Origin of the sequence: Deinococcus frigens DSM 12807 (assembly GCF_000701425.1) — a bacterium.
In the GTDB taxonomy this organism is placed as follows: domain Bacteria; phylum Deinococcota; class Deinococci; order Deinococcales; family Deinococcaceae; genus Deinococcus; species Deinococcus frigens.
This window is the reverse complement of the sequence record NZ_JNIW01000039.1, coordinates 1-18,642: the sequence shown is the minus strand read 5'-3', so window position 1 is coordinate 18,642 and position 18,642 is coordinate 1. Positions and strand designations below refer to the sequence as shown.

The window sequence follows — 18,642 nt, the reverse complement described above, 5'->3', positions numbered from 1 at the left end:
TGCTGCCTCCTGGAAGGGAAAATGATTGATTGAGAGGTGAGGGGTCAGACGCCGAACTCGGACGGGTCCAGCTTGAGGGACTGGGCGATCTCGCGCACCACGCCCATCTCGTCCTTGTCAAAATTGCCGTCGGCATTGGCGATGACCACGGCCAGTTGCACCACCGCGCGGGCCTGATCGGGCTTGCCCGCCACCTTGCCGATGGCCTGCATCAGCTCGATCTTGCCGAAGTCGAAATCGGCGGTGATCTTGTCGCAGTAGCGGTCATATTTGTCGCGCAAATCGGAGACGTTGAACGCCTTGAGTTTGTCGCTGCTGGTGATGAACTGCGCGGTGCGGCTGCGCTCATTCTGGTCGATCTTGCCGTCCGCCGCGCCGATCAGCGCGCAGGCAGCCATCGTGGCGTCGGCGAACGCGCCGTTGTTGAAGCGGCTCCAGGTATCCTGCGCGTCCTTGCCCGCCTGCGCGCCCATGGCCTTGAGCCGATCTAAAAAACCCATACCGTATTCCTCCTCGTTGCCCAACTTTAGAGAGACGAAAACTGAGGCCAGAAAACTTCAGACCTTACCCTTGAACCTATCAGGCCGGGGGTTGAGACTCCTTGAAATTGCTCTCATGAAAGTGGGATGCGTTTGGTCAGCAGACCGGAACTGCTGACCGAGTTCATGTAGTCAGCACTCAACAGCTCTGCACAGAACCGGAAGCGCAGGTTCCCGCCGTCGGGCTTCAGCCGGGTCAAAGCTGTGGAGAGGAGTCCGAATCTGGGCCACAGATATGGACGGCCTCAGGGATGCGTCTGAAAAAGGACCAACTGAACGCAGGGGCCGGCCCGCCAAGGGGTCGGAAGTTCAAATATGTGACGCGGGACCGTGCGTGCTGGACTACGGGTCTGAGCAAAGTTCAGTTCGCTCGCCCGCTGCCCCGGCCTCAAGCCCTGAGGACCATCAGCCGAAGTACTCGGGCAGATCGGCCTCGGTGACCAGCACGTCCCTGGGCTTGCTGCCCTGATGTTTGCTGACAATGCCCATCGCCTCCAGCAGGTCCATCAGTTTGCCGGCGCGGGCGTGGCCCACACTCAGGCGGCGTTGCAACCGTGAAACGCTGCCCTGGCCTTCCTCGATACAGATCTGTGCGGCCTGACGCAACAGCGGATCGCTGAAATCCATGCCGCTCCTGTCCCCGCCTGGCCCGCTGGCCATGATATCGCCCTCAAAATCCGCGCCGTAGGCTTCCACGAAGTCGTCCTCGAAGACCATCCGGCGCAGCTCGTCGCTGATGCGGGCGGACTCGGCTTCGCTGATATACGGCCCCTGGAGGCGCACGGGTTTGACCTGCCCCGGCTGGTAGAACAGCATGTCGCCCATCCCGGTCAGACGTTCCGCGCCCATGCTGTCCAGAATGGTGCGCGAGTCGTGGCTGCTGCTGACCGCGAAGGCGATGCGCGCCGGGACGTTGACCTTGATCAGGCTGGTCAGGATGTCCACGCTGGGGCGCTGCGTCGCCAGGATCAGGTGCATGCCGGTGGCGCGGGCCATCTGTGCCAGGCGCATGATCGCGGATTCCACTTCCTTGGGGCTGGTGATCATCAGGTCCGCCAGCTCGTCGATGATGATGACCAGATGGGGCAACTCGGTCTCACCGGTCTGGCGCATCTTGGCGTTGAACTGCTCCAGGTTCTTCGCGCCCACCGCGCTCATCATCTTGTAACGGCGCTCCATGTGGGCCACCGCGCCCAGCAGCACGCCTGCCGCGTCCACCGGATTGGTGACCACGCTGCGGACCAGGTGCGGAATGCCGTCGTAGGGCGTGAGTTCCACCATCTTGGGATCGATCATCAGGAAGCGCAGATCGCCAGGCAGGTACTTGAACAGCAGCGAGGTGATCAGCGTGTTGACGCACACCGACTTGCCCGAGCCGGTGCTGCCCGCCACCAGCAGATGCGGCATCTTGGCCAGGTCCCCCACCAGCAGATCGCCGTCGATGCTCTTGCCGAGAATCACCGGCAATTTGGCGCGGGTATTGCGGAAACCGGGAGATGAGGCTGCCTGATGAAAGGTGACGGGTTCGCGCTCGGCGTTGGGTACTTCCAGACCGATCACGCTCTTGCCGGGGACCGGGGCCTCCACACGCACGCCGCCCACTGCCAGCGCGCGCGCCAGATCGTTGCTCAGGCTGGCAATCCGGCTGATCTTCTCGCCAGGGGCGGGTTCGATCTCGTAGCGCGTGACGGTGGGGCCGCGCGCGTAGTCCACCACCCTGGCCTGCAAGCCGAAGTGCCGCAGCGTCTCGTCGATCAGTCCGGCCCGCTGCCGCGCCGAGACCTCCAGCGCCGCCGTGTTGTGCGCCGCCGCCGGAATGGGATCCAGGAGCCTGTCGTCAGGCAGGGCCAGGGCGATTGCGCCGGTGGGGTTGGTGAGGCGTTTCTCCGGTTTGGGCTGAGCGGCGGCATTTGCCCACGGCGGCGTCTCCGACCTGGGCGCACTCGCGCGCACGCCGCCTTTTCCCAGCAAAGGCTCGGCGCGGCGGCCTGGCATCGCCTCCAGCGGACGGGCCGTGGGCGCGGGACCGAACGGCAGATCGTCGTCCTCCCAGTCGGTGAAGGGATCGACGCCGCCCATTTCGCCTGTCGCAGGGCTGGAGGCGCTGTGCACCGGGGCGGTGGGCGGCGCACCCCAGACCTCTGTCTCCACTCTGGCTGTGATGCTGGAGGGCGACTGGGGGGCGATGGCAGGACCGCTGGAGGCGTCCTCATCCCCCGAGAAATCGTCGTTGATGAAGTCGAAGTCCAGCGCGGGCGGCACAGCCGGGGCCGACGCTTCCTGGGTGGCCGTGCCGGTGATCGCCTCGGCGCGGCGCAGGGCGTCTTCCTGGGCCTGTGAGAGCCGCGCCCGCCAGCGGCCTTGCTCGCGCAGGGTCTCGTCCGTGTCGTCGGCCAGCGCCGTTGCCAGCTCCGTGGCCACCTCGGTGGGGGCGCGGTCGAAAGCGGAGGCCAGATCGGGCCAGCCGGGGTACAGGTCGGCCCGTGCGCGCCAGGTGGTGAAATCGCGGCTGACCTCCTGCCAGGCCACCTGCCGTTCGCGGTGGGCGGGCCACTCGCGGGCCAGGGCGGCGCTGTCGGGTTTGGTCAGGGCCTTCTCGGCGGCCACCCGCTCGCGTTCCAGTTTGCCCGCGCGCCCGGACAGGCGCTGGATCTTGGAGACCATGGCGCGGCGCAGGCGTTCCAGCGCGTCGCACGCCTGGGTGCTGGGCAGCGCCAGGCTCAATTCGTGGCGGCCCTGGCGAATCTCGGCGGCGCGGGTCTCGGCGTCGGCCCCGGCGTCGGGGGCCTCGCGCGCCACCAGTTCGCGCAGGTCGCGGGCGGCGTCGCCCACGAACAGGCGCGTACTTTCCTGCCAGTGCTTCAGGTCGCGCTCCAGTCCCTTGAGGCCCGCCTCGTCCTGGCCGCGCACCTCGCGCCCGGCGGCCTTGAGTTCGGCCTGCTGGGTCTTGATCTCGTTTGAATCGGGGTACAGGCGGTGTAGGGTGTCCAGCTCGCGCCCGTGGGCTGCCAGTCCGGTGCGGACGCCGCCGCGTGCGCGGGCCGACTCGATGCCGTCCTGGCGGGCCTCGATGGCTCCCTGCACGCCCGCCGACGCGCCGCCCAGCCACGTGCTGAGCCGCCGGAAAAACGCCTTGAGCATGTTCAGCGGGGCCAGGCGCAGCATCAGCTCCAGCCCCAGCGTCAGCGTGATCAGGGGCAGCAGCGCCGCCGCGTAGCTCAGGGTGCGCGTCAGCGGGCGCATCACCACCTCGGCCCCCTGACCCGCCGCCCCCGGCTGGAAGACCTCGTACAGCGCCAGCAGCGAGGCCACCACCACAATGCCGCCCAGCACCCGCCGGGTCAGGTTGCGCAGGTTGCGGCTCAGGAACACCAGCACGCCGTAGGCGACGGGAATGATCGGCAGCAGGTACGCGCCCCAGCCCAGCCAGCCCAGCAGCAGCGAGCGTGCCCCGCCCATGAAACCCGCCGCCCCGCCTGTGCCCGTCTGGGCCGCGCCCCCGCCCAGCCCAGCCTCGCCCGGCAGCAGCAGCGTCACGGCCAGGAAAATGCCCACCGCGAACAGCACCAGCCCCAGCGCCTCGCCGTCGAAGCGGCTGACCGGGGAGGAGCTTTTGGCACGGGCCTTCGACATCCAGGGCAGTGTAACGCAAAGCGGACCGGGTGATTTAGAAATTGAGGCGTCCAGTACAGCGTTTGAGCTTGGGGCTGGAGAGCCTGGGGCTGGCAGCCCTGCCCTCTGGACCGCTGGTGGCCTTGCTGGTGGCCCCGCCAACCGTGCTCCGCAACTGTGCCGCGCAACTGTGCCGCGCAACTGTGCCGCGCAGCGTCCGGCCCGCGCGCCCCACCGCGCGTCACATAATGGGGGCGTGTCCCTGATCCTGCCCGCCGCCCTGGCCGACGCGTTATGGGCGCACGCCGTCCGCGAGTTCCCGCGCGAGTGCGTGGGCGCGCTGGGCGGCGCGGGCCGGACGGCAGAGGAGACTGACGGTGAAGTGGCCCGCGCCGCCGCGCTGTACCCGCTGCCCAACATCTCCGCGCTGCCCGAACGCGAATACCTGGCGGACCCGGTGCATCTGCTGCGGGCGCTGAAGGCCATGCGCGAGGGCGGGCTGGCCCTGGTGGCGCTGTACCACAGCCACCCGCATGGCCCCGCGCGGCCCAGCCCCACCGATCTGCGTCTGGCCGCCTACCCGGTGCCCTACGTGATCGCGGACCTGCAACACCGGGTGCTGCGCGCCTACCGCCTGCCGCAGGGGACAGCGGTGCGGCTGATCGTCGAGGGGCGCTCATGAGTTCCGCAGCCGATGAAAAGACCTGCCGCGTAGAAAACAAGGGGAGAGGGCCGTGAAAAGTCATTCGATTTCAAGTCATGGTGAGGGGATTTAATTGTGATACGGACTCCGATTGGAAGGTGTTGGAAACACCTGGAAATCCGAGCGGGCGTCCAAGCGTCCTCATGAGCGCTGCTCTGGACAAGACAGCGAGCAGGAGAAAAACGGGTTCCGGACGTGGAGTGGATGAGTCGGCGCTGTCCAGATTCATGCACGAAACAAACGGAATCCGTATGACTGGTTGGTTTATGCCCCGGTGGGGCACTCCTACACTCGCGGCATACAGCCTGGTCTGCGGCGTGCCGGGCCACGGCCTGGGCGGCCAGTACGTGGGCTTCGTGGTGTCTGCAATAGCCAAGGCAGCCAGCTTCAAGTAAGCCCGAATTTGGGCGGAGCGAAATGAAAAGAGGCGGGTTCCTGACCTGACGCGTGCCAACTGGCGCTGGATCAGGTGGTGAGAATCCGCTGCACACCTGTCTGGTTTCTGGCGGTGTCCAGCATGTCTCGCAAAGTCCCGGAACCTGAGACGCGGCCACGGCGCTTCCGCGTCGGGGTGTTTCCCAGCCACCTTCATCATTTTCCCCTATGTTGGGGGCGTGACTGGGGAACGGGGCGTGGGGACAGGCGGCGTGGAGGACGGGAGCATCCTGATGTACGGTCTGGGCCGCAGCGGGCGCGGGGTGGCGCGCTTTCTGGCCGCAGAGGGAATGCGGGCGCAGTGGCACGACGCCCGGCCCTCGGCTGAGGACCTGGCGTTGATGGACGAATTGCACTTTGGGCGCGGCAACGTGGGCGGCCCCTACCGCACCGTGGTGGCGGCTCCCGGCGTCCCCATCGATCACCCGGATCTGCTGGCGCTGCAAGCGCGCGGCGCGGAGCTTATCGGCGAGGTGGTGCTGGCCGCCCGCCTGCGCCCCGGCCTGCCCATCGTAGGCGTCACCGGCACGGCGGGCAAGGGCGGGACCACGGTGCTGATCGCCTCGATGCTGCGCGCCTGCGGGGTACGGGCGCGTGAGGGCGGCAACATCGATCCGCCGCTGCTGGACGTGGTGGATTCGGCGGAAGTGGCAGTGGCCGAGCTGTCCAGCTTTCAACTGGAACGGGTGCCGGGGCTGCGGCTGCCGGTGGCTGTCATCACCAATCTGGGCGTCGATCACCTGGACCGTCACCGCACGGTGGACGCCTACCACGCCGCCAAGCTGAACATCACGGCGGGGCAGCGGGAGGGGGACGTGCTGATCGTCCCTGATGGGCTGGAGGTCACGACGCGGGCCGGGGTGCTCGCCTTTTCCCCGGCGCGGCTGGTGCTGAGCAGCGGCGAGGAAGTCCTGCCCGCCGCCGAACTGCCCGACTCCATCCATCCGGCCAACGCCGCCGCCGCGCTGCTGGCCGCCGAGGCCATGCTGCTCCGGCTGGGGCGTCCGATTCAGGTCGCTGTGCTGGCCGCTGCTCTGCGCGTCGCTCAGCCGCAACGGGGCCGCTTCGAGACGGTGGCACAGGTGGGTGGCGTGCGCTTTATCGACGACAGCATCGCCACCCGCACCATCGCCGTGCAGGCGGCGCTAGAACGCGCCACGCCGCCGATGGCCTGGCTGGTGGGCGGGCGCGACAAGGGTGCGGACCTCGCCCCGCTGCGGCAGGCTGCGCAGGGCCGGGTCAAAACCGTCATCGCGTTCGGCGAGGACGGCGAGAAGCTGGCCCGCGAACTGGGGCTGCCTTTCGTGGCGGTGTCCGGGACCGACGGCGACGCAACCATGCGGGCGGCGGCGCGGGCCGGGCTGGAGGCGCTGGCGGGTGAGGGGACGGTGCTGCTGGCTCCCGTTGGCACCAGTTTCGATCAGTTCCGCGACTATGCCCAGCGCGGCGACAGTTTCCGGCGGGCGGCGCTGGCACTGGCCCACGCGGCAGAGGTGCAGGCGTGAGCGTGCAACTGATTATCGCGCAGGTGCTGCTGATGGCGCTGGGGCTGCTGGGCGTGGCCGCCGCACGCCCGGACCTGATCGTGGAACACGGCTGGAAGACGGCGCTGGCGCTGGGCATCACCTTTCTGGTGGCCCGGCTGCGGCCCAAGACTTTCCTGAAACTGGGACCGCCGTTCTGGGCCTTCACGCTGCTGCTGCTGATCCTGGTGCTGTTCATCGGCAAGGGCACCCAGGAAAGCGAGGCCACCAAGCGCTGGCTGGATTTCGGCGGCCCCTTCCGCTTCCAGCCGTCCGAGCTGGCCAAGCTGGGCCTGATCATGATGCTGGCCTCGTTCTTCTCGCGTCGGGGCGTGCAGAACAAGCTGCTCAGCGCCACCGTCATGATCGTGCTGACCACCGTTCTGGTCTTTGCCGAGCCGGACCTGGGCAGCAGCGTCCTGATGTTCGGGCTGGGCATCATCCTCATGTACGCCGCCGGGGTGCGGATCAGCAACATCACCGGCTTTCTGCTGGCGCTGGGACTGATGGCGCTGCCGGTGTTCTCCAGGTATCTGGAAAAGCACCCGTACATCCTGGCGCGCTGGCAGGGCCACCAGACCCGCGACGAGGAACGGGCGGTGGGCCTCGATCAGATCGGCTTTGCCCACCGGGACCTGACCTGGGGCGGCTGGTGGGGCCAGGGGCCGGACGGCAAAAGATACGAGTACTTCGCCGCCCACACCGACATGGTGGTGGCGTCGGTGGGCTTTACCGCCGGGCTGCTGGGCGTGATCACGCTGCTGTTCTGCTACTGGCTGATCGTCTCGGTCTCGCTGCATGCCTCGCAACTGGCCGCGCGCATCCGGCCCATGACCTCCGAGATCCACGGGGCCAGCATCCTGGCGACGGGCGCGATGTTCATGATCGTGGGCCAGGCGATGGTGAATCTTGCCGTGGCTGCGGGGGTGTTCCCGGTCACCGGCGTGCCGCTGCCGCTGGTCAGCTTTGGCTTTTCCAGCATGCTGACCATGAGCGTGGCGCTGGGCATCATCCATTCTGCCCTGCGCGAGGTCAGGCGCAGCCTGCCCGAAACGGCGGTCCAGTCCGCCGAGGTGGTAGACGCCGGGACGGAGGCGGTGGGCCAGAGCGCCGATTGAGAACAGTCTGGAGCCTCCAGGCACAGAGGGCATGGGAAAACGAGGCAGCTTGGGAAGACCCCGTTACGCTGCCTCTCTCCTTTCCCCTGTTCGCGCTCTACCGCTGTGGCCAGGCTGGGGCGCTCAGGGCAAGCCTCTAGGCAAAGAGAGGGCGCGGTCCGTCACGAAGGTCTGCACGTCGTATCGGGCGGCCCTTTGGCGTGCGGCGCGGGCCAGGGCGGGGGTGTCGGCGTAGTCCAGGGGCAGACGCTCAGGCCCTGGGCGCGCAGTTGCTTTAACCAGTGCGCGGTGTAGATCCGGCCCCCCCTGTCCAGCGCGGCGTAGGCCGGGGTGTGCGTGGTGCTGAAGCCCTCGAACAGCACCCCGTCCACCAGCCGCGCCAGGCCCGGCAGCAGCCCGAAGCCCCGGTTGGCCATCAGGGTGGCACCCGGAAAGGCGGTCCGCAGCGTCTGCACCAGCGCCAGGGTAGCTTCAGGCCAACGGCGCTGTCCAGATGTGTAAATACTGAGAAGACGACCTAGCGGAGTGGCCTTTTCGTTTACATGACCTGTCTCAAATCTTCTACAGGTTGCTTTTCATCCTGCCGTGGTGAAGATTGAGGGTCGGACGATTAGCATTCCAGATCTATTCAGAGGTGAATTCATGAAGAAGCAAACCAGTCTCGTTACGCTCGGCCTTTTGCTGGCCACCCCCGCCCTGGCTGGCGGTGCGGGTGCGCCCGTCGCCAAGCCCGCCCCCACCTGCATGTCCATCGCGCAGATCGTGAGCAGTGACGCCAACTTCAGCACGCTGGCGATTGCCTTGGAGGCCGCCGGGCTGACCGAGACGCTTCAGGGCGGCACCTACACGGTCTTTGCGCCCACTAACGCCGCCTTTGCCAAACTGCCCAGCGACACGCTGGCCGCCGTACTCAACGACGCCGAGAGCCTCAAGAACATCTTGCTGTACCACGTGGTGCCCGGCAAGGTCACCGCCGAGCAGGTCATGGGCATGACCTCCGGCAAGACGGTGCAGGGATCGAGCGTCCTGGTGTCGGTGAGTGACGGCAAGGTCATGATCGACAATGCCACGGTCAGCAAGGCAGACGTGGTGGCCTGCAACGGCATCGTCCACGTGATCGATACCGTATTGATGCCCGCTCCGGCCAGCGCTGCCGAGCCTGCCCCGGTGGTCGTGGTGGAACCCGCCGCTGAGCCGGTGGCCCAGGTCGCGCCCGAACCCGCCATGGCCATGGCTCCGCCTGCCGCCGATATCTCCAGCATCTCGGCCCTGCCGCTGAGCGGCGCGACGACTGCCGCCGTCCCGGCTCCGGCCCCTGTGGTAGAAGTGCCCGTGGTCGTTGTCCCAGTGGTGGTGGTAGAGGCTCCGGCCACCAATACCACCGATACCACCACGACGACCACCACTGTGGTCACTGAAACCGTTGTCGCCGACGCCAGCATGGCCGAGATGAGCACCAGCTCGCTGTACGACGTGATCGTGTCCGATGACCGTTTCAGCACCCTGCGCAACCTGCTCAGCGACGCGGGCATCACCGATATCCTGATGGCCAACGAGTACACTGTCTTTGCGCCCACCAACGAGGCGTTTGCGGCAGTCGATCCCAACACACTGGCCCTGATCGCCAGCGATCCCGACACGCTGCAACAGGTGCTGCTATACCACATCACCACCGGCAAGATGACGGCGGATCAGGTTTCTGCCGAGGGTCAGTTGCGGAGCCTAGAAGGCAGCAGCCTGGATCTCAAGATGGACGCGGGCATGCAGATGGTGGGCGACGCCAGAGTCACCGCTACCGTGGACACCGCCGACAACGGCATCATCTATGTCATAGACAAGGTACTGCTGCCGCCTACCCTCAAGCTGCCCGAACCGCCTGCCCCGGCAGAGGCCCCCGCTGCAACCACCGAAACCAACGTGGCGACCACCACCCCGGCACCTGCTCCGGCACCAGCGCCTGCACCTGCACCCGTGGCAACGCCTGCACCGGCACCCGCACCCGTGGCGACGCCTGCACCAGCGCCCGCGCCCGTTGCCGTTGTCACCACCACAGCCACCGGAGCCGAGACGCTGATCTCGCGCCTCCAGGGTGAGGCCCAGTTCAGCACCCTGCTGAGCCTGATTCAGAAGGCCGGACTGGCCGACGCCCTGATGGCCAACGACGTGACCATCTTCGCGCCGACCAATGACGCCTTCGCCAAGGTGCCCCAGGCCACGCTGGACGCGCTGCTGGCCGACGACGCCAAGCTCAAGCAAGTTTTGACCTTCCACGTCGTCACTGGCCGCGTGAGCGACATGGACCTCCAGGGCGCGCAACTCCGCAGCCTGGAAGGCAGCAGCCTGGACCTCAAGACCACCGCAGGCGTGCTGAGCATCGGCGTGCTGAACAACCAGGACATCGTGGGCGGCACCATCAACGTCACCCCGATTATCGTGGGCAACAGTGCCGTGTATCCCATCGACGCCGTACTGATTCCCCCGGACCTGACCCTGGGCGTCGCCGCACCGGCAGCGCCTGTGACGGCGGCTCCCGCTGCCCCGGCGACGCCCGCCCCGGTGGCCGTGCCGCCCGCCGCGCCCGTCTCGCCCACTCCAGCCGCCGCCACCGGGGCCATGACCCTTCAACAGCGCCTGGCCGCCGAGCCGCAGTTCAGCACCCTGCTCAGCCTGTTGCAGGAGGCGGAGCTGACCACACCGTTGATGGCCACCGATGTGACCCTCTTCGCCCCCACCAACGACGCCTTCGCCAAGGTGCCCAAGGCTACGCTGGACCGTCTGATGGCCGATAAAGCCCTGCTCAAGCAGGTCCTGACCTTCCACGTCGTCACTGGCCGCGTTACCGACGCGGAACTGATGGGCGCGCAGCTCCGCAGCTTGGAAGGCAGCAGCCTGGATCTCAAAGACACGGCGGGCGTGCTGAGCATCGGTGTGCTGGAAAACGGTCAGATCACCGGGGCGACCGTCAACGTCACCCCGATCATCGTGGGCAACAGCGCCGTCTATCCCATCGGCACCGTGCTGATTCCTCCTACCTTCAGGTAAACCCTCTCAAGTTGTTTCCGCCCGCCCCTGATCGGGCGGGTTTTTTATGCTCTGCCGGGGGCCAGATGCCGCCGCAAAAAGGCGTCCCACGTCCGGGCGTCGCGCGGCAGGCCGCCCTCCTCGGTCCACAGCCAGTACGGCGTGTACAGGCTGCGCGAGGTGATGATCTCTTCCCGGAAAATCTGCGCGCTGAGTCCGGTGTCCAGCAGGCCGCTGCCGCCGAAGCGTGCCAGCACGCCCGCACGGTCATACAGCACGGCGCGGAACTCGGGGTGCCAGCCGCCTGGCCCTGCGGTTAGCAGCAGGTACTGGGCGCGCGGGTCGCCGTTGGCCGGTGCGCCCACCGCGCCGGTGTTCAGCACCAGCACGCCGCCCACCACCGCCTGTGCCGGACGGTGGATGTGCGAGCCGATCAGTACGCCGTATCCGGCGCTCAGTTCCCGCACGCGCTCAGGCGGTGTCCTTTCGCTGAGGCCCTCGCGGTAATGCTGCGGCGAGCCGTGGGCGATCAGCACCGGGGGCAGCCCCGCCAGCGCGATGGTCTGGGTCATGGGCCAGTCGGCGGGAACGTGCAGCAGCCCGGCGCGGTCCAGTTGTTCGGCGCTCCAGGCGGTGGCCCCCCAGAAAGGATCGCTGAACCACTCGGCGGGCAGGTCCGTGCTGCGGGCGTCCCACAGCCGCAGCAGGTCATCGTGGTTGCCCAGCGTGAAGCTCACGTCGCCGCGTGCCAGCAGCGTTTCCAGCGCTGCCACTGAATCCGGTCCCCGGTTGACCACGTCGCCGTTCACGATGATCCGGTCCGCGCCCTGTGCCCGCGCGTCGGCCAGCACGGCGCGCAGCGCGTCGAGGTTGCCGTGAATATCCGCGATGATGGCCAGGCGCATGTGTCGGGGATTCTAGGGGCTGGGTCCACAGCGCATTGCAGCCTGTCTCCGGACCCGCTGGCCCTGCGTGCCGTGTCCAAGTAGCGCGAACAGCTATTCCCGCAGCGAAAAACGCCACTGGGTCAACGTGTGGTACGGCTGGCCGGGCTGCACGATGATTGAGGCCGCGCCCAGATGGTCCAGTTCCGGCTGGTTCACCGCGTCGGGGGCCTGCTGGGTTTCCAGGCAGACCGCCGAGTGCCTGGCATACCGCGCTCCATCCCAGCCCACCAATCCACCGCTCAGCATATTGCCGCTGTACACCTGCACGCCGTTCTCGGTGGTCCAGACCTCCATCTGGCGTCCGCTGACTGGATCATGGAGAGTTGCGGCCCGGCGCAGTTCACCCCCGCTGTCCGGCAGAACGAAGTGGTGATCGTAGCCGCCCGCCCGCCGGAGTTGCCCGTCCTGCGTGCCGATGTCCTGCCGCAACGGTTTGCCCGCGCGAAAGTCGAAGGGCATGCCCTGCACCTCCGTCACCGCCGTGGGGATCGCGGTGTCGTCCACGGCCAGAAACCCATCGGCGCTCAGCGTCAGCCGGTGGTCCAGCACGCTGCCCGCGCCGCCGTCCGCCAGGTTCCAGTAGGCGTGATTGGTGAGGTTGAGCGGTGTGGGCGCGTCGGTGACGGCCCGGCAGTCCAGGGTCAGCCAGCCGTCGTCGCTCAGGGTGTAGCGGGCGGTCACGTCCACCGCGCCGGGATACCCTTCCTCGCCGTCCGGGCTGTGGTAGCGGAAAACCACACCACGCATGCTGTCCTCGCTCAGGGCCGCTCCCTCCCAGCGCACGGCATGAAAGCCGCCGGGGCCGCCGTGCAGGTGGTTGGGCGGATGGTTGACCGCCAGTTGGTACTCCGTTCCGTCCAGCGCGAAGTGCCCGCCAGCGGTCCGGTTGGCGACGCGGCCCACCGTCGCCCCGAAGTACAGCGCGTCCTCCTGTCCCAGATATGCGGCCAGAGCGGGGTGGCCCAGCAGCACGTCGCCGGGCACGCCGCTGCGGTCCGACACCTGCACCCGCAGCAGCCGCGCGCCGTACTCGCCCAGGGTGACGCTCAGGCCGTTCGAGGCGCGCAGGACGAACAGCCGCACGTCCTGACCGTCCGGGAGCGTGCCCCAGTGCCGCGACTCAACCTCGGAGACAGGGGGCATTATTCCCCCTCCAGCATGGCCTTCCAGCCGTCCAGATCCTCGCCCACGCTCAGCACCTTGCCGCCGCGCACTAGGGGCAGGCGCAGCAGCTTCGGCGTCTCGATCACCCTGGCAATCACGGCGTCCTCGGTGGTTCGCAGATAGGCCAGATTGCTGCGCTCGTAGGCCTTCCCTTCCAGGTCCAGCAGGGCGTTGAGGCCAAATTTCTGCACGAAGCGGGTCAGCTCGCCCCTGGCCATCGGGCGCTGCGTTAAATCCACGAAATGAATCTTGATCTTGCGCTCCTTGAAAAACCGCTCGGCGGCGCGGGTTTCCTTGCTCTTTCTGGTGCCGAAGACCTGGATCTGGGGGGCGCTCATGGGTGGAAGTGTAGAGGTTGCGGCAGTGGTCCGCCTCCACTCTGAGCGCAAGAAATAGAGTGCGCCACTTTCCTGCTCCCGCTACTCTGATGGCCGAGGTGAGGAGATGGACAGCGCATATCTAACTGAAGAAGGCCGCTGGGAAGCCGTGCTGGCGCGGGATGCGCGGGCGGACGGCGCGTTCTGGTACGGGGTGCGCTCTACCGGGATTTACTGCCGCCCGTCCTGCCCCTCCCGGCGGCCCCGGCGCGAGAATGCGTCCTTTCACGACTCGCCCGGATCGGCGCGGGCGGCTGGCCTGCGCGCCTGTCTGCGCTGCGAACCGGACGGCGTGGGCACGGGAGTGCGGGCGGTGGCACGGGTCAAATTCTTGCTCGAAACCGCCGAAATCTCTCCAACCCTCGCAAATCTGGCTGCCGACGTGGGTCTGAGTCCCTTTCATCTTCAGCGGCTGTTCAAACGCGCGGTGGGGGTTAGCCCCAAGCAGTATGCCGTGGGGCTTCGCTACGCACGTTTCAAGGAGGGCCTGAAAATGGGTAAACCTGTGACAACCGCCATGTACGACGCCGGACACGAAACGTCCAGCACGCTCTACCGTCAGGACGGTCTGGGCATGACGCCGGGTGCGTACCGGGCGGGCGGGGCCGGGCAGACCATCCATTTTGCTGTGGCAGAGAGCCTGCTGGGGCCGATGCTGGTGGCTGCCACCGTGCGCGGCCTGTGCGCCGTGCGCTTTGGCGAGGCCGGAGCCATGATGGCGGAGCTGCGTACCGAGTACCCCGCCGCCACATTGATTGAGGACGCCGCGCCACTCCAGCCGTACTTCCAGGGCTTGCGGGCTTATCTGGACGGCCAGAATCCTTGTTTGAGCCTGAACATCGACGCCCCCGGCACCGAGTTTCAGCAGCGCGTGTGGACCGCCCTGCGCCACATTCCTCACAGCGAGACGCGCACCTATGCCGAGCTGGCCGAAATGATCGGCGAGCCGAAAGCGGTGCGCGCGGTGGCAAGTGCCTGCGCCAGAAATCCCGTCGCCCTTGTCGTGCCGTGTCACCGCATCTTCCCCAAGGCGGGCGGAAGCGGCGGCTACCGCTGGGGCGTGGAGCGCAAGGTGGCGCTGCTGGACGCAGAAAGGGGAGAGCGAGTGCTGTGACTTCTGTTTCTTTGACCACTGCCCACGCCTGGACGCCCGAAACCATCATCTGGCAGGACATCGCCCCGGACGGCACGAAATACGCTCTACTGGAAGGCAACCGCTGCTTTGGTCCGTTCACCTATGCCTTCTTCCTCCCCGCTGGATTCTGGGACGAGGCCCACTGGCACAGTGCCGCTGCCCGAGTGTTCGTGGTCAGCGGGAGCTTGCATCTGGGCTACGGCGAGCAGCTCCACAAGCCGCAAGCCCAGGCATTCGGCGCGGGCAGTGTCCTCCTCGTGCCTGCCGAAGCGCGCCATTTCGACGGCGCGGAGGAAGACACCTTGATTGTCGGCGTGGCCTCCGGGCCGTGGTTCACGCGCCATGTCAATCCGGCGCATGGGGCGTCGGCGGGAACGGTGGGTTGAGGCAGTGAGCGTCTCGCCCGATCAAAGCGGAAGTCAAAAGCCCTCTGGGTTGGAAAGAGAGTTGGGTGAGGAGTCTTCGTCTCCCTAATTCGTATACAGCCCCAGGTCCCCATCTGTCCCGCCCACCGGCAGCCCCAGGTGGTCATAGGCGTGGGCAGTTGCCACCCGTCCGCGCGGCGTGCGCTTGATAAAGCCCAGTTGGATCAGATACGGCTCGTACACGTCTTCCAGGGTCAGCGCGTCCTCGCTGATGGCGGTGGCCAGGGTATCCACTCCCACCGGCCCGCCCGCGAAGCGGTGGATCAGCGTTTCCAGGTACTTCTTATCGCGGTCATCCAGCCCCGCCGCGTCCAGCCCCAGCTTGTCCAGCGCGCTGAAGGAGCGTTCCAGTTCGATGGTACTTTCCCCGGCCACCTCCGCGTAATCGCGCACCCGGCGCAGCAGCCGCTTGGCGATTCGCATGGTCCCGCGTGAGCGCGCCCCGATTTCCAGCGCGGCGTTCTCGACCAGCCCGAAGCCCAGCAGTCGGGCGTCGCGCAGCAGGTTGATGGCGATTTCCTCGGGCGTGTAGTACTCCAGGTGTTCGATGATCCCGAAGCGCGAACGCATCGGCGCGCTGATCAAGCCGGGCCGCGTCGTTGCGCCCACCAGCGTGAAACGCGGCAGCGGCAGCTCGATGGTGCGCGCCGCCGGCCCCTGCCCCAGCACGATGTCCAGCTTGAAATCCTCCATCGCCGGGTACAGGTGTTCTTCTGCCACCCGTCCCAGCCGGTGAATCTCGTCGATGAACAGCACGTCGCCCTCTTCCAGACTGTTGGTCAGGATGGCCGCCAGATCGCCCGGCTTCTCGATGGCTGGGCCGGAGGTCACGCGGATGTCCACGCCCAGTTCGGCGGCGATGATATGCGCCAGGGTGGTCTTGCCCAGCCCCGGAGGCCCGAACAGCAGCGTGTGGTCCAGCGCCTCCTTGCGGCCCTTGGCGGCCTGGAGGTACACCGTCAGCTTGTCTTTTAGCTTCTCCTGACCCACGTATTCCGTGAGCGATTTGGGACGCAGCGCAGCATCGAACGGTTCGGTCATAAGAATAGCTTAGCGCAGTTTAGCTCAGAACGGAATGGGCTTAGACGTTTAGTGTTTGGCAGAATGGGGGAGAGGAAGAGACCCTGCTCTGACGGGCCGGGGGACTGAGGGATGAATCGTGGGCGCGACCTCCGAAAGCCACAGAGCCGGTTGCTCCATTCCTCTGCCCCACGCACTATCCTGCCGGGCATGAAGCAGAAACTGTCCACATTGGTGGCCCAGGCGCGCGGAGGCCGCGTGGTCCGCACCGGATTCCTGGACGGTGACGAGATCGACCGACGCCTCCTGAACGAGGAAGATCTGCGTCACCGCATCGCCGGGGGTTTCCCGGACGCCCGCCGCGTGATCCTGACCCTGTACCCCGCCCACATCCCAGAGGTAGACGCGGGCGTGACCGTGCTGCGCCTGATGCCCGCCGAGGCCGCCCCCGCCTGGGACGAGCAGGATTTTCTGGTGCAACTGCGCCGCCTGGAACTGAGTGAGGACCAGCTCGGCGACGTGCGCGAGGAACGTGGCAGCTTTCTGATCGCTGCTACCGGCAAGGCCGCCCAGACTCTAGAAGCCCTGACCGCGCTGGGAGGCCGCGACATCGGGGTTGAGGAAGTCGGCGAGACGGCGGGCCGGGGCAGTAAGACCCGTGAGGTGGTGGTGCCGTCCATGCGCGTGGACGTGGTGGGCGCGAAGGGCTTCGGCGTCAGCCGCGCCTACTTCCAGCAGGGTATCGACGGCGGCAAGGTGCGCCTCAACGGCGGCCCCGCCCGCGCCAGCAGCGACATCCGCGAGGGCGACAGCCTCAGCGCCGATGGCCTGGGCCGCATCGACTTTAAACGTGTGGTGAACGAAACGCGGCGTGGCAACTACAAGGTTGAACTTGAAGTCCACCGTTAGGGAGGATCTAAGGGTCAAAGGGTCTGAGGGTCTAGGATGTTCGACCGTTCTCTCCTTAAAAGAGAGCAACCTTGCGAGGCAAGGGAATGGGGGTGACACCGGGCGGGCCATCGGTGAAAGTCGCTGGCCCTGGTTCATGTTCCGCCATCGTCGGTCCGCCCATGATTGATCTTCTCGCCCGCAACCCCGCCCCCGATCCCTCGGCGCTGACGGCGGAGCTGTCGCCCAGCGCCCGCTTTCAGGACGTACGCTTCAGCACCTACCGGCCCAGTCCTGAATATGCCAGCCAGGCGGCGGCGCGTGACAGCCTTCAATTATTTGTAGAGACCGTTCAACAGAAGCCCAGTGGTCTGCGCCTGTTCCGCCGCCGCCGCCAAGAGGGCCGCGGGCTGTATCTGGACGGCGGTTTCGGCGTGGGCAAGACACACCTGCTGGCCAGCGCCTACCACGCCTCGGACGGCACGCGCGCCATCATGGGCTTTCAGGACCTGATGTACCTGATCGGCGCGCTGGGCATGAACCGCGCGGTGGACGCCTTCCGGGGCCACGACCTGCTGCTGATCGACGAGTTCGAACTGGATGATCCCGGCAACACCCACATGGCGAACACCTTTCTGGGCCAGTTGATGCCCGGCGGCACCAGCGTCATCGCCACCAGCAACACCGAACCTGGCGCGCTGGGCCAGGGCCGTTTTAACGCAGGCGACTTCCAGCGCCAGATTCAGGGCATCGCCCAGCGCTTCGAGACGCACCGCCTCGACGGCCCCGACTTCCGTCAGCGCGGCACCCGGCCCGGGGACGTGCTCTCTGGCCCGGAATACGCAGTCTGGGAAGCTGTCCAGAAACCGGACACCCTGGCGGTCCTGACCCACCGTAACCTGAACCGCCACCTGCTCAAGATTCATCCGAGCCGCTTCGCCGGGCTGCTTTCAGGCGTCGGCGCGGTGGGCGTGCTGGAGCTGGTGCCGATGACGGACCAGAACGTCGCATTGCGTTTCGTTCACTTTATCGACAAGCTCTATGACCTGGGATTGCCTGCTGTGCTAACCGGCACGCCGCTGGGAGGGCTTTTCGACGCCTCTTACCGCCACGGCGCTTATGCCAAGAAGTACAGCCGCTGTCTGTCGCGCCTCTCCGAACTGCTGCGCGAATCGCGCCAGGCTCCGCATGCGGAGAAAACTTCAGTCTGAGCTTGTCGTCCGTAGACTGGGCAATTTCTTCGGCCTTGAGCCGCTTTGCAGACTGTTCCTAAACTGGATCTTGAGACGTGGCTAGCGTCTAGCCAAATCGTGACGTCAAAGGGGTTGACAGGACCCAGGTGGGCGTGTATCTTTTCTGAGCCTCCACGGAGGCGGGCAGCATGACAGATGACGCAGTGCGAGAACAGGACCGCTTCGACAGAGGCGGGTGAGCGGATAGTCCACCCCGGAGTATCTCCAGACTCACGAAGGTGATTTTCGGATCACAGAAGTCTTCGGACTTCAAAAGCAGACCTTTTCCTCTGGAAAAGGCAGCCAAGCGCAAGCTTGGGTCAACGAACTAACATCTGAACTCCTCTGGAGTTCAGTGATAGACCATTTTATGGAGAGTTTGATCCTGGCTCAGGGTGAACGCTGGCGGCGTGCTTAAGACATGCAAGTCGAACGGTGACCTTCGGGTCACAGTGGCGCACGGGTGAGTAGCGCGTGACTGACCTGCCCCAAAGTTCCGAATA

Annotated in this window: 16 protein-coding genes and 1 rRNA gene; 10 read left to right on the top strand and 7 right to left on the bottom strand. The window is 66.5% G+C overall.

All coding sequences use genetic code 11. The features are described from left to right. Nucleotides 1-44 precede the first annotated feature (44 nt). Nucleotides 45-500 carry a tellurite resistance TerB family protein gene (locus tag Q322_RS0113290; protein ID WP_029478398.1) on the bottom strand — a complete coding sequence of 152 codons (456 nt, stop codon included), beginning with the start codon at nucleotides 498-500 and terminating at the stop codon, nucleotides 45-47. A gap of 444 nt (nucleotides 501-944) precedes the next feature. Beyond that, nucleotides 945-4,172: an FtsK/SpoIIIE family DNA translocase gene (locus tag Q322_RS0113285; RefSeq protein WP_029478397.1), complete on the bottom strand. Its 3,228-nt coding sequence runs from the start codon at nucleotides 4,170-4,172 to the stop codon at nucleotides 945-947. Nucleotides 4,173-4,407: 235 nt separating this feature from the next. Between Q322_RS0113285 and Q322_RS24590 the strand changes: the two genes are divergently transcribed. The 4 genes from Q322_RS24590 to Q322_RS0113260 all read left to right on the top strand — a co-directional run bounded on the left by Q322_RS24590 (nucleotide 4,408) and on the right by Q322_RS0113260 (nucleotide 7,930). Beyond that, nucleotides 4,408-4,833, top strand: coding sequence for a M67 family metallopeptidase (locus Q322_RS24590; RefSeq protein WP_029478395.1), 426 nt, complete (start codon nucleotides 4,408-4,410; stop codon nucleotides 4,831-4,833). A 287-nt stretch (nucleotides 4,834-5,120) separates the two neighbouring features. Further along, nucleotides 5,121-5,249 (top strand): hypothetical protein, encoded by a 129-nt coding sequence (locus tag Q322_RS24815; protein WP_281173650.1) that lies wholly within the window; start codon nucleotides 5,121-5,123, stop codon nucleotides 5,247-5,249. A gap of 273 nt (nucleotides 5,250-5,522) precedes the next feature. After that, nucleotides 5,523-6,794 carry a UDP-N-acetylmuramoyl-L-alanine--D-glutamate ligase gene (gene murD / locus Q322_RS0113265; RefSeq protein ID WP_034418590.1) on the top strand — a complete coding sequence of 424 codons (1,272 nt, stop codon included), beginning with the start codon at nucleotides 5,523-5,525 and terminating at the stop codon, nucleotides 6,792-6,794. Beyond that, nucleotides 6,791-7,930: an FtsW/RodA/SpoVE family cell cycle protein gene (locus Q322_RS0113260; RefSeq protein ID WP_029478392.1), complete on the top strand. Its 1,140-nt coding sequence runs from the start codon at nucleotides 6,791-6,793 to the stop codon at nucleotides 7,928-7,930. The genes murD and Q322_RS0113260 overlap by 4 nt, the downstream gene beginning before the upstream one ends. A gap of 161 nt (nucleotides 7,931-8,091) precedes the next feature. Here Q322_RS0113260 and Q322_RS21040 read toward each other — a convergent pair whose 3' ends face one another. Further along, nucleotides 8,092-8,385, bottom strand: a complete 294-nt coding sequence (locus Q322_RS21040; RefSeq protein ID WP_051668552.1) for a hypothetical protein — start codon at nucleotides 8,383-8,385, stop codon at nucleotides 8,092-8,094. Between the two features lie 187 nt (nucleotides 8,386-8,572). Between Q322_RS21040 and Q322_RS21035 the strand changes: the two genes are divergently transcribed. After that, nucleotides 8,573-10,972: a fasciclin domain-containing protein gene (locus Q322_RS21035; protein WP_034418585.1), complete on the top strand. Its 2,400-nt coding sequence runs from the start codon at nucleotides 8,573-8,575 to the stop codon at nucleotides 10,970-10,972. Nucleotides 10,973-11,016: 44 nt separating this feature from the next. Here Q322_RS21035 and Q322_RS0113245 read toward each other — a convergent pair whose 3' ends face one another. The 3 genes from Q322_RS0113245 to Q322_RS0113235 form a co-directional block, all read right to left on the bottom strand. Continuing rightward, nucleotides 11,017-11,856 (bottom strand): metallophosphoesterase family protein, encoded by an 840-nt coding sequence (locus tag Q322_RS0113245; RefSeq protein ID WP_029478390.1) that lies wholly within the window; start codon nucleotides 11,854-11,856, stop codon nucleotides 11,017-11,019. A 93-nt stretch (nucleotides 11,857-11,949) separates the two neighbouring features. Continuing rightward, entirely contained in the window at nucleotides 11,950-13,041 is a 1,092-nt protein-coding gene (locus tag Q322_RS0113240; RefSeq protein ID WP_029478389.1) for an aldose epimerase family protein, read from the bottom strand. Further along, entirely contained in the window at nucleotides 13,041-13,400 is a 360-nt protein-coding gene (locus Q322_RS0113235; RefSeq protein WP_029478388.1) for an ArsC/Spx/MgsR family protein, read from the bottom strand. The genes Q322_RS0113240 and Q322_RS0113235 overlap by 1 nt, the downstream gene beginning before the upstream one ends. A 106-nt stretch (nucleotides 13,401-13,506) precedes the next feature. Between Q322_RS0113235 and Q322_RS0113230 the strand changes: the two genes are divergently transcribed. Together Q322_RS0113230 and Q322_RS0113225 are read left to right on the top strand one after the other, a co-directional pair. Then, nucleotides 13,507-14,553 (top strand): bifunctional transcriptional activator/DNA repair enzyme AdaA, encoded by a 1,047-nt coding sequence (locus tag Q322_RS0113230; protein ID WP_029478387.1) that lies wholly within the window; start codon nucleotides 13,507-13,509, stop codon nucleotides 14,551-14,553. Next, the gene (locus tag Q322_RS0113225) at nucleotides 14,550-14,960 is read left to right on the top strand and encodes a cupin domain-containing protein (protein WP_162176616.1); all 411 of its coding nucleotides are present in this window, start codon (nucleotides 14,550-14,552) and stop codon (nucleotides 14,958-14,960) included. The genes Q322_RS0113230 and Q322_RS0113225 overlap by 4 nt, the downstream gene beginning before the upstream one ends. 84 nt (nucleotides 14,961-15,044) lie before the next feature. Here the strand turns inward: Q322_RS0113225 and ruvB are convergent, their stop codons facing one another. Further along, on the bottom strand, nucleotides 15,045-16,040 hold the full coding sequence (gene ruvB / locus Q322_RS0113220) for a Holliday junction branch migration DNA helicase RuvB (protein WP_029478385.1): 996 nt from the start codon (nucleotides 16,038-16,040) through the stop codon (nucleotides 15,045-15,047). Nucleotides 16,041-16,229: 189 nt separating this feature from the next. Between ruvB and Q322_RS0113215 the strand changes: the two genes are divergently transcribed. The 3 genes from Q322_RS0113215 to Q322_RS0113205 all read left to right on the top strand — a co-directional run. Next, on the top strand, nucleotides 16,230-16,928 hold the full coding sequence (locus Q322_RS0113215; protein ID WP_029478384.1) for a S4 domain-containing protein: 699 nt from the start codon (nucleotides 16,230-16,232) through the stop codon (nucleotides 16,926-16,928). Nucleotides 16,929-17,089: 161 nt separating this feature from the next. Then, complete coding sequence (zapE, locus tag Q322_RS0113210; protein WP_029478383.1) at nucleotides 17,090-18,118, top strand: cell division protein ZapE; 1,029 nt, start codon at nucleotides 17,090-17,092, stop codon at nucleotides 18,116-18,118. Between the two features lie 388 nt (nucleotides 18,119-18,506). Beyond that, a 16S ribosomal RNA gene (locus tag Q322_RS0113205) occupies nucleotides 18,507-18,642 on the top strand; the annotation flags it as partial.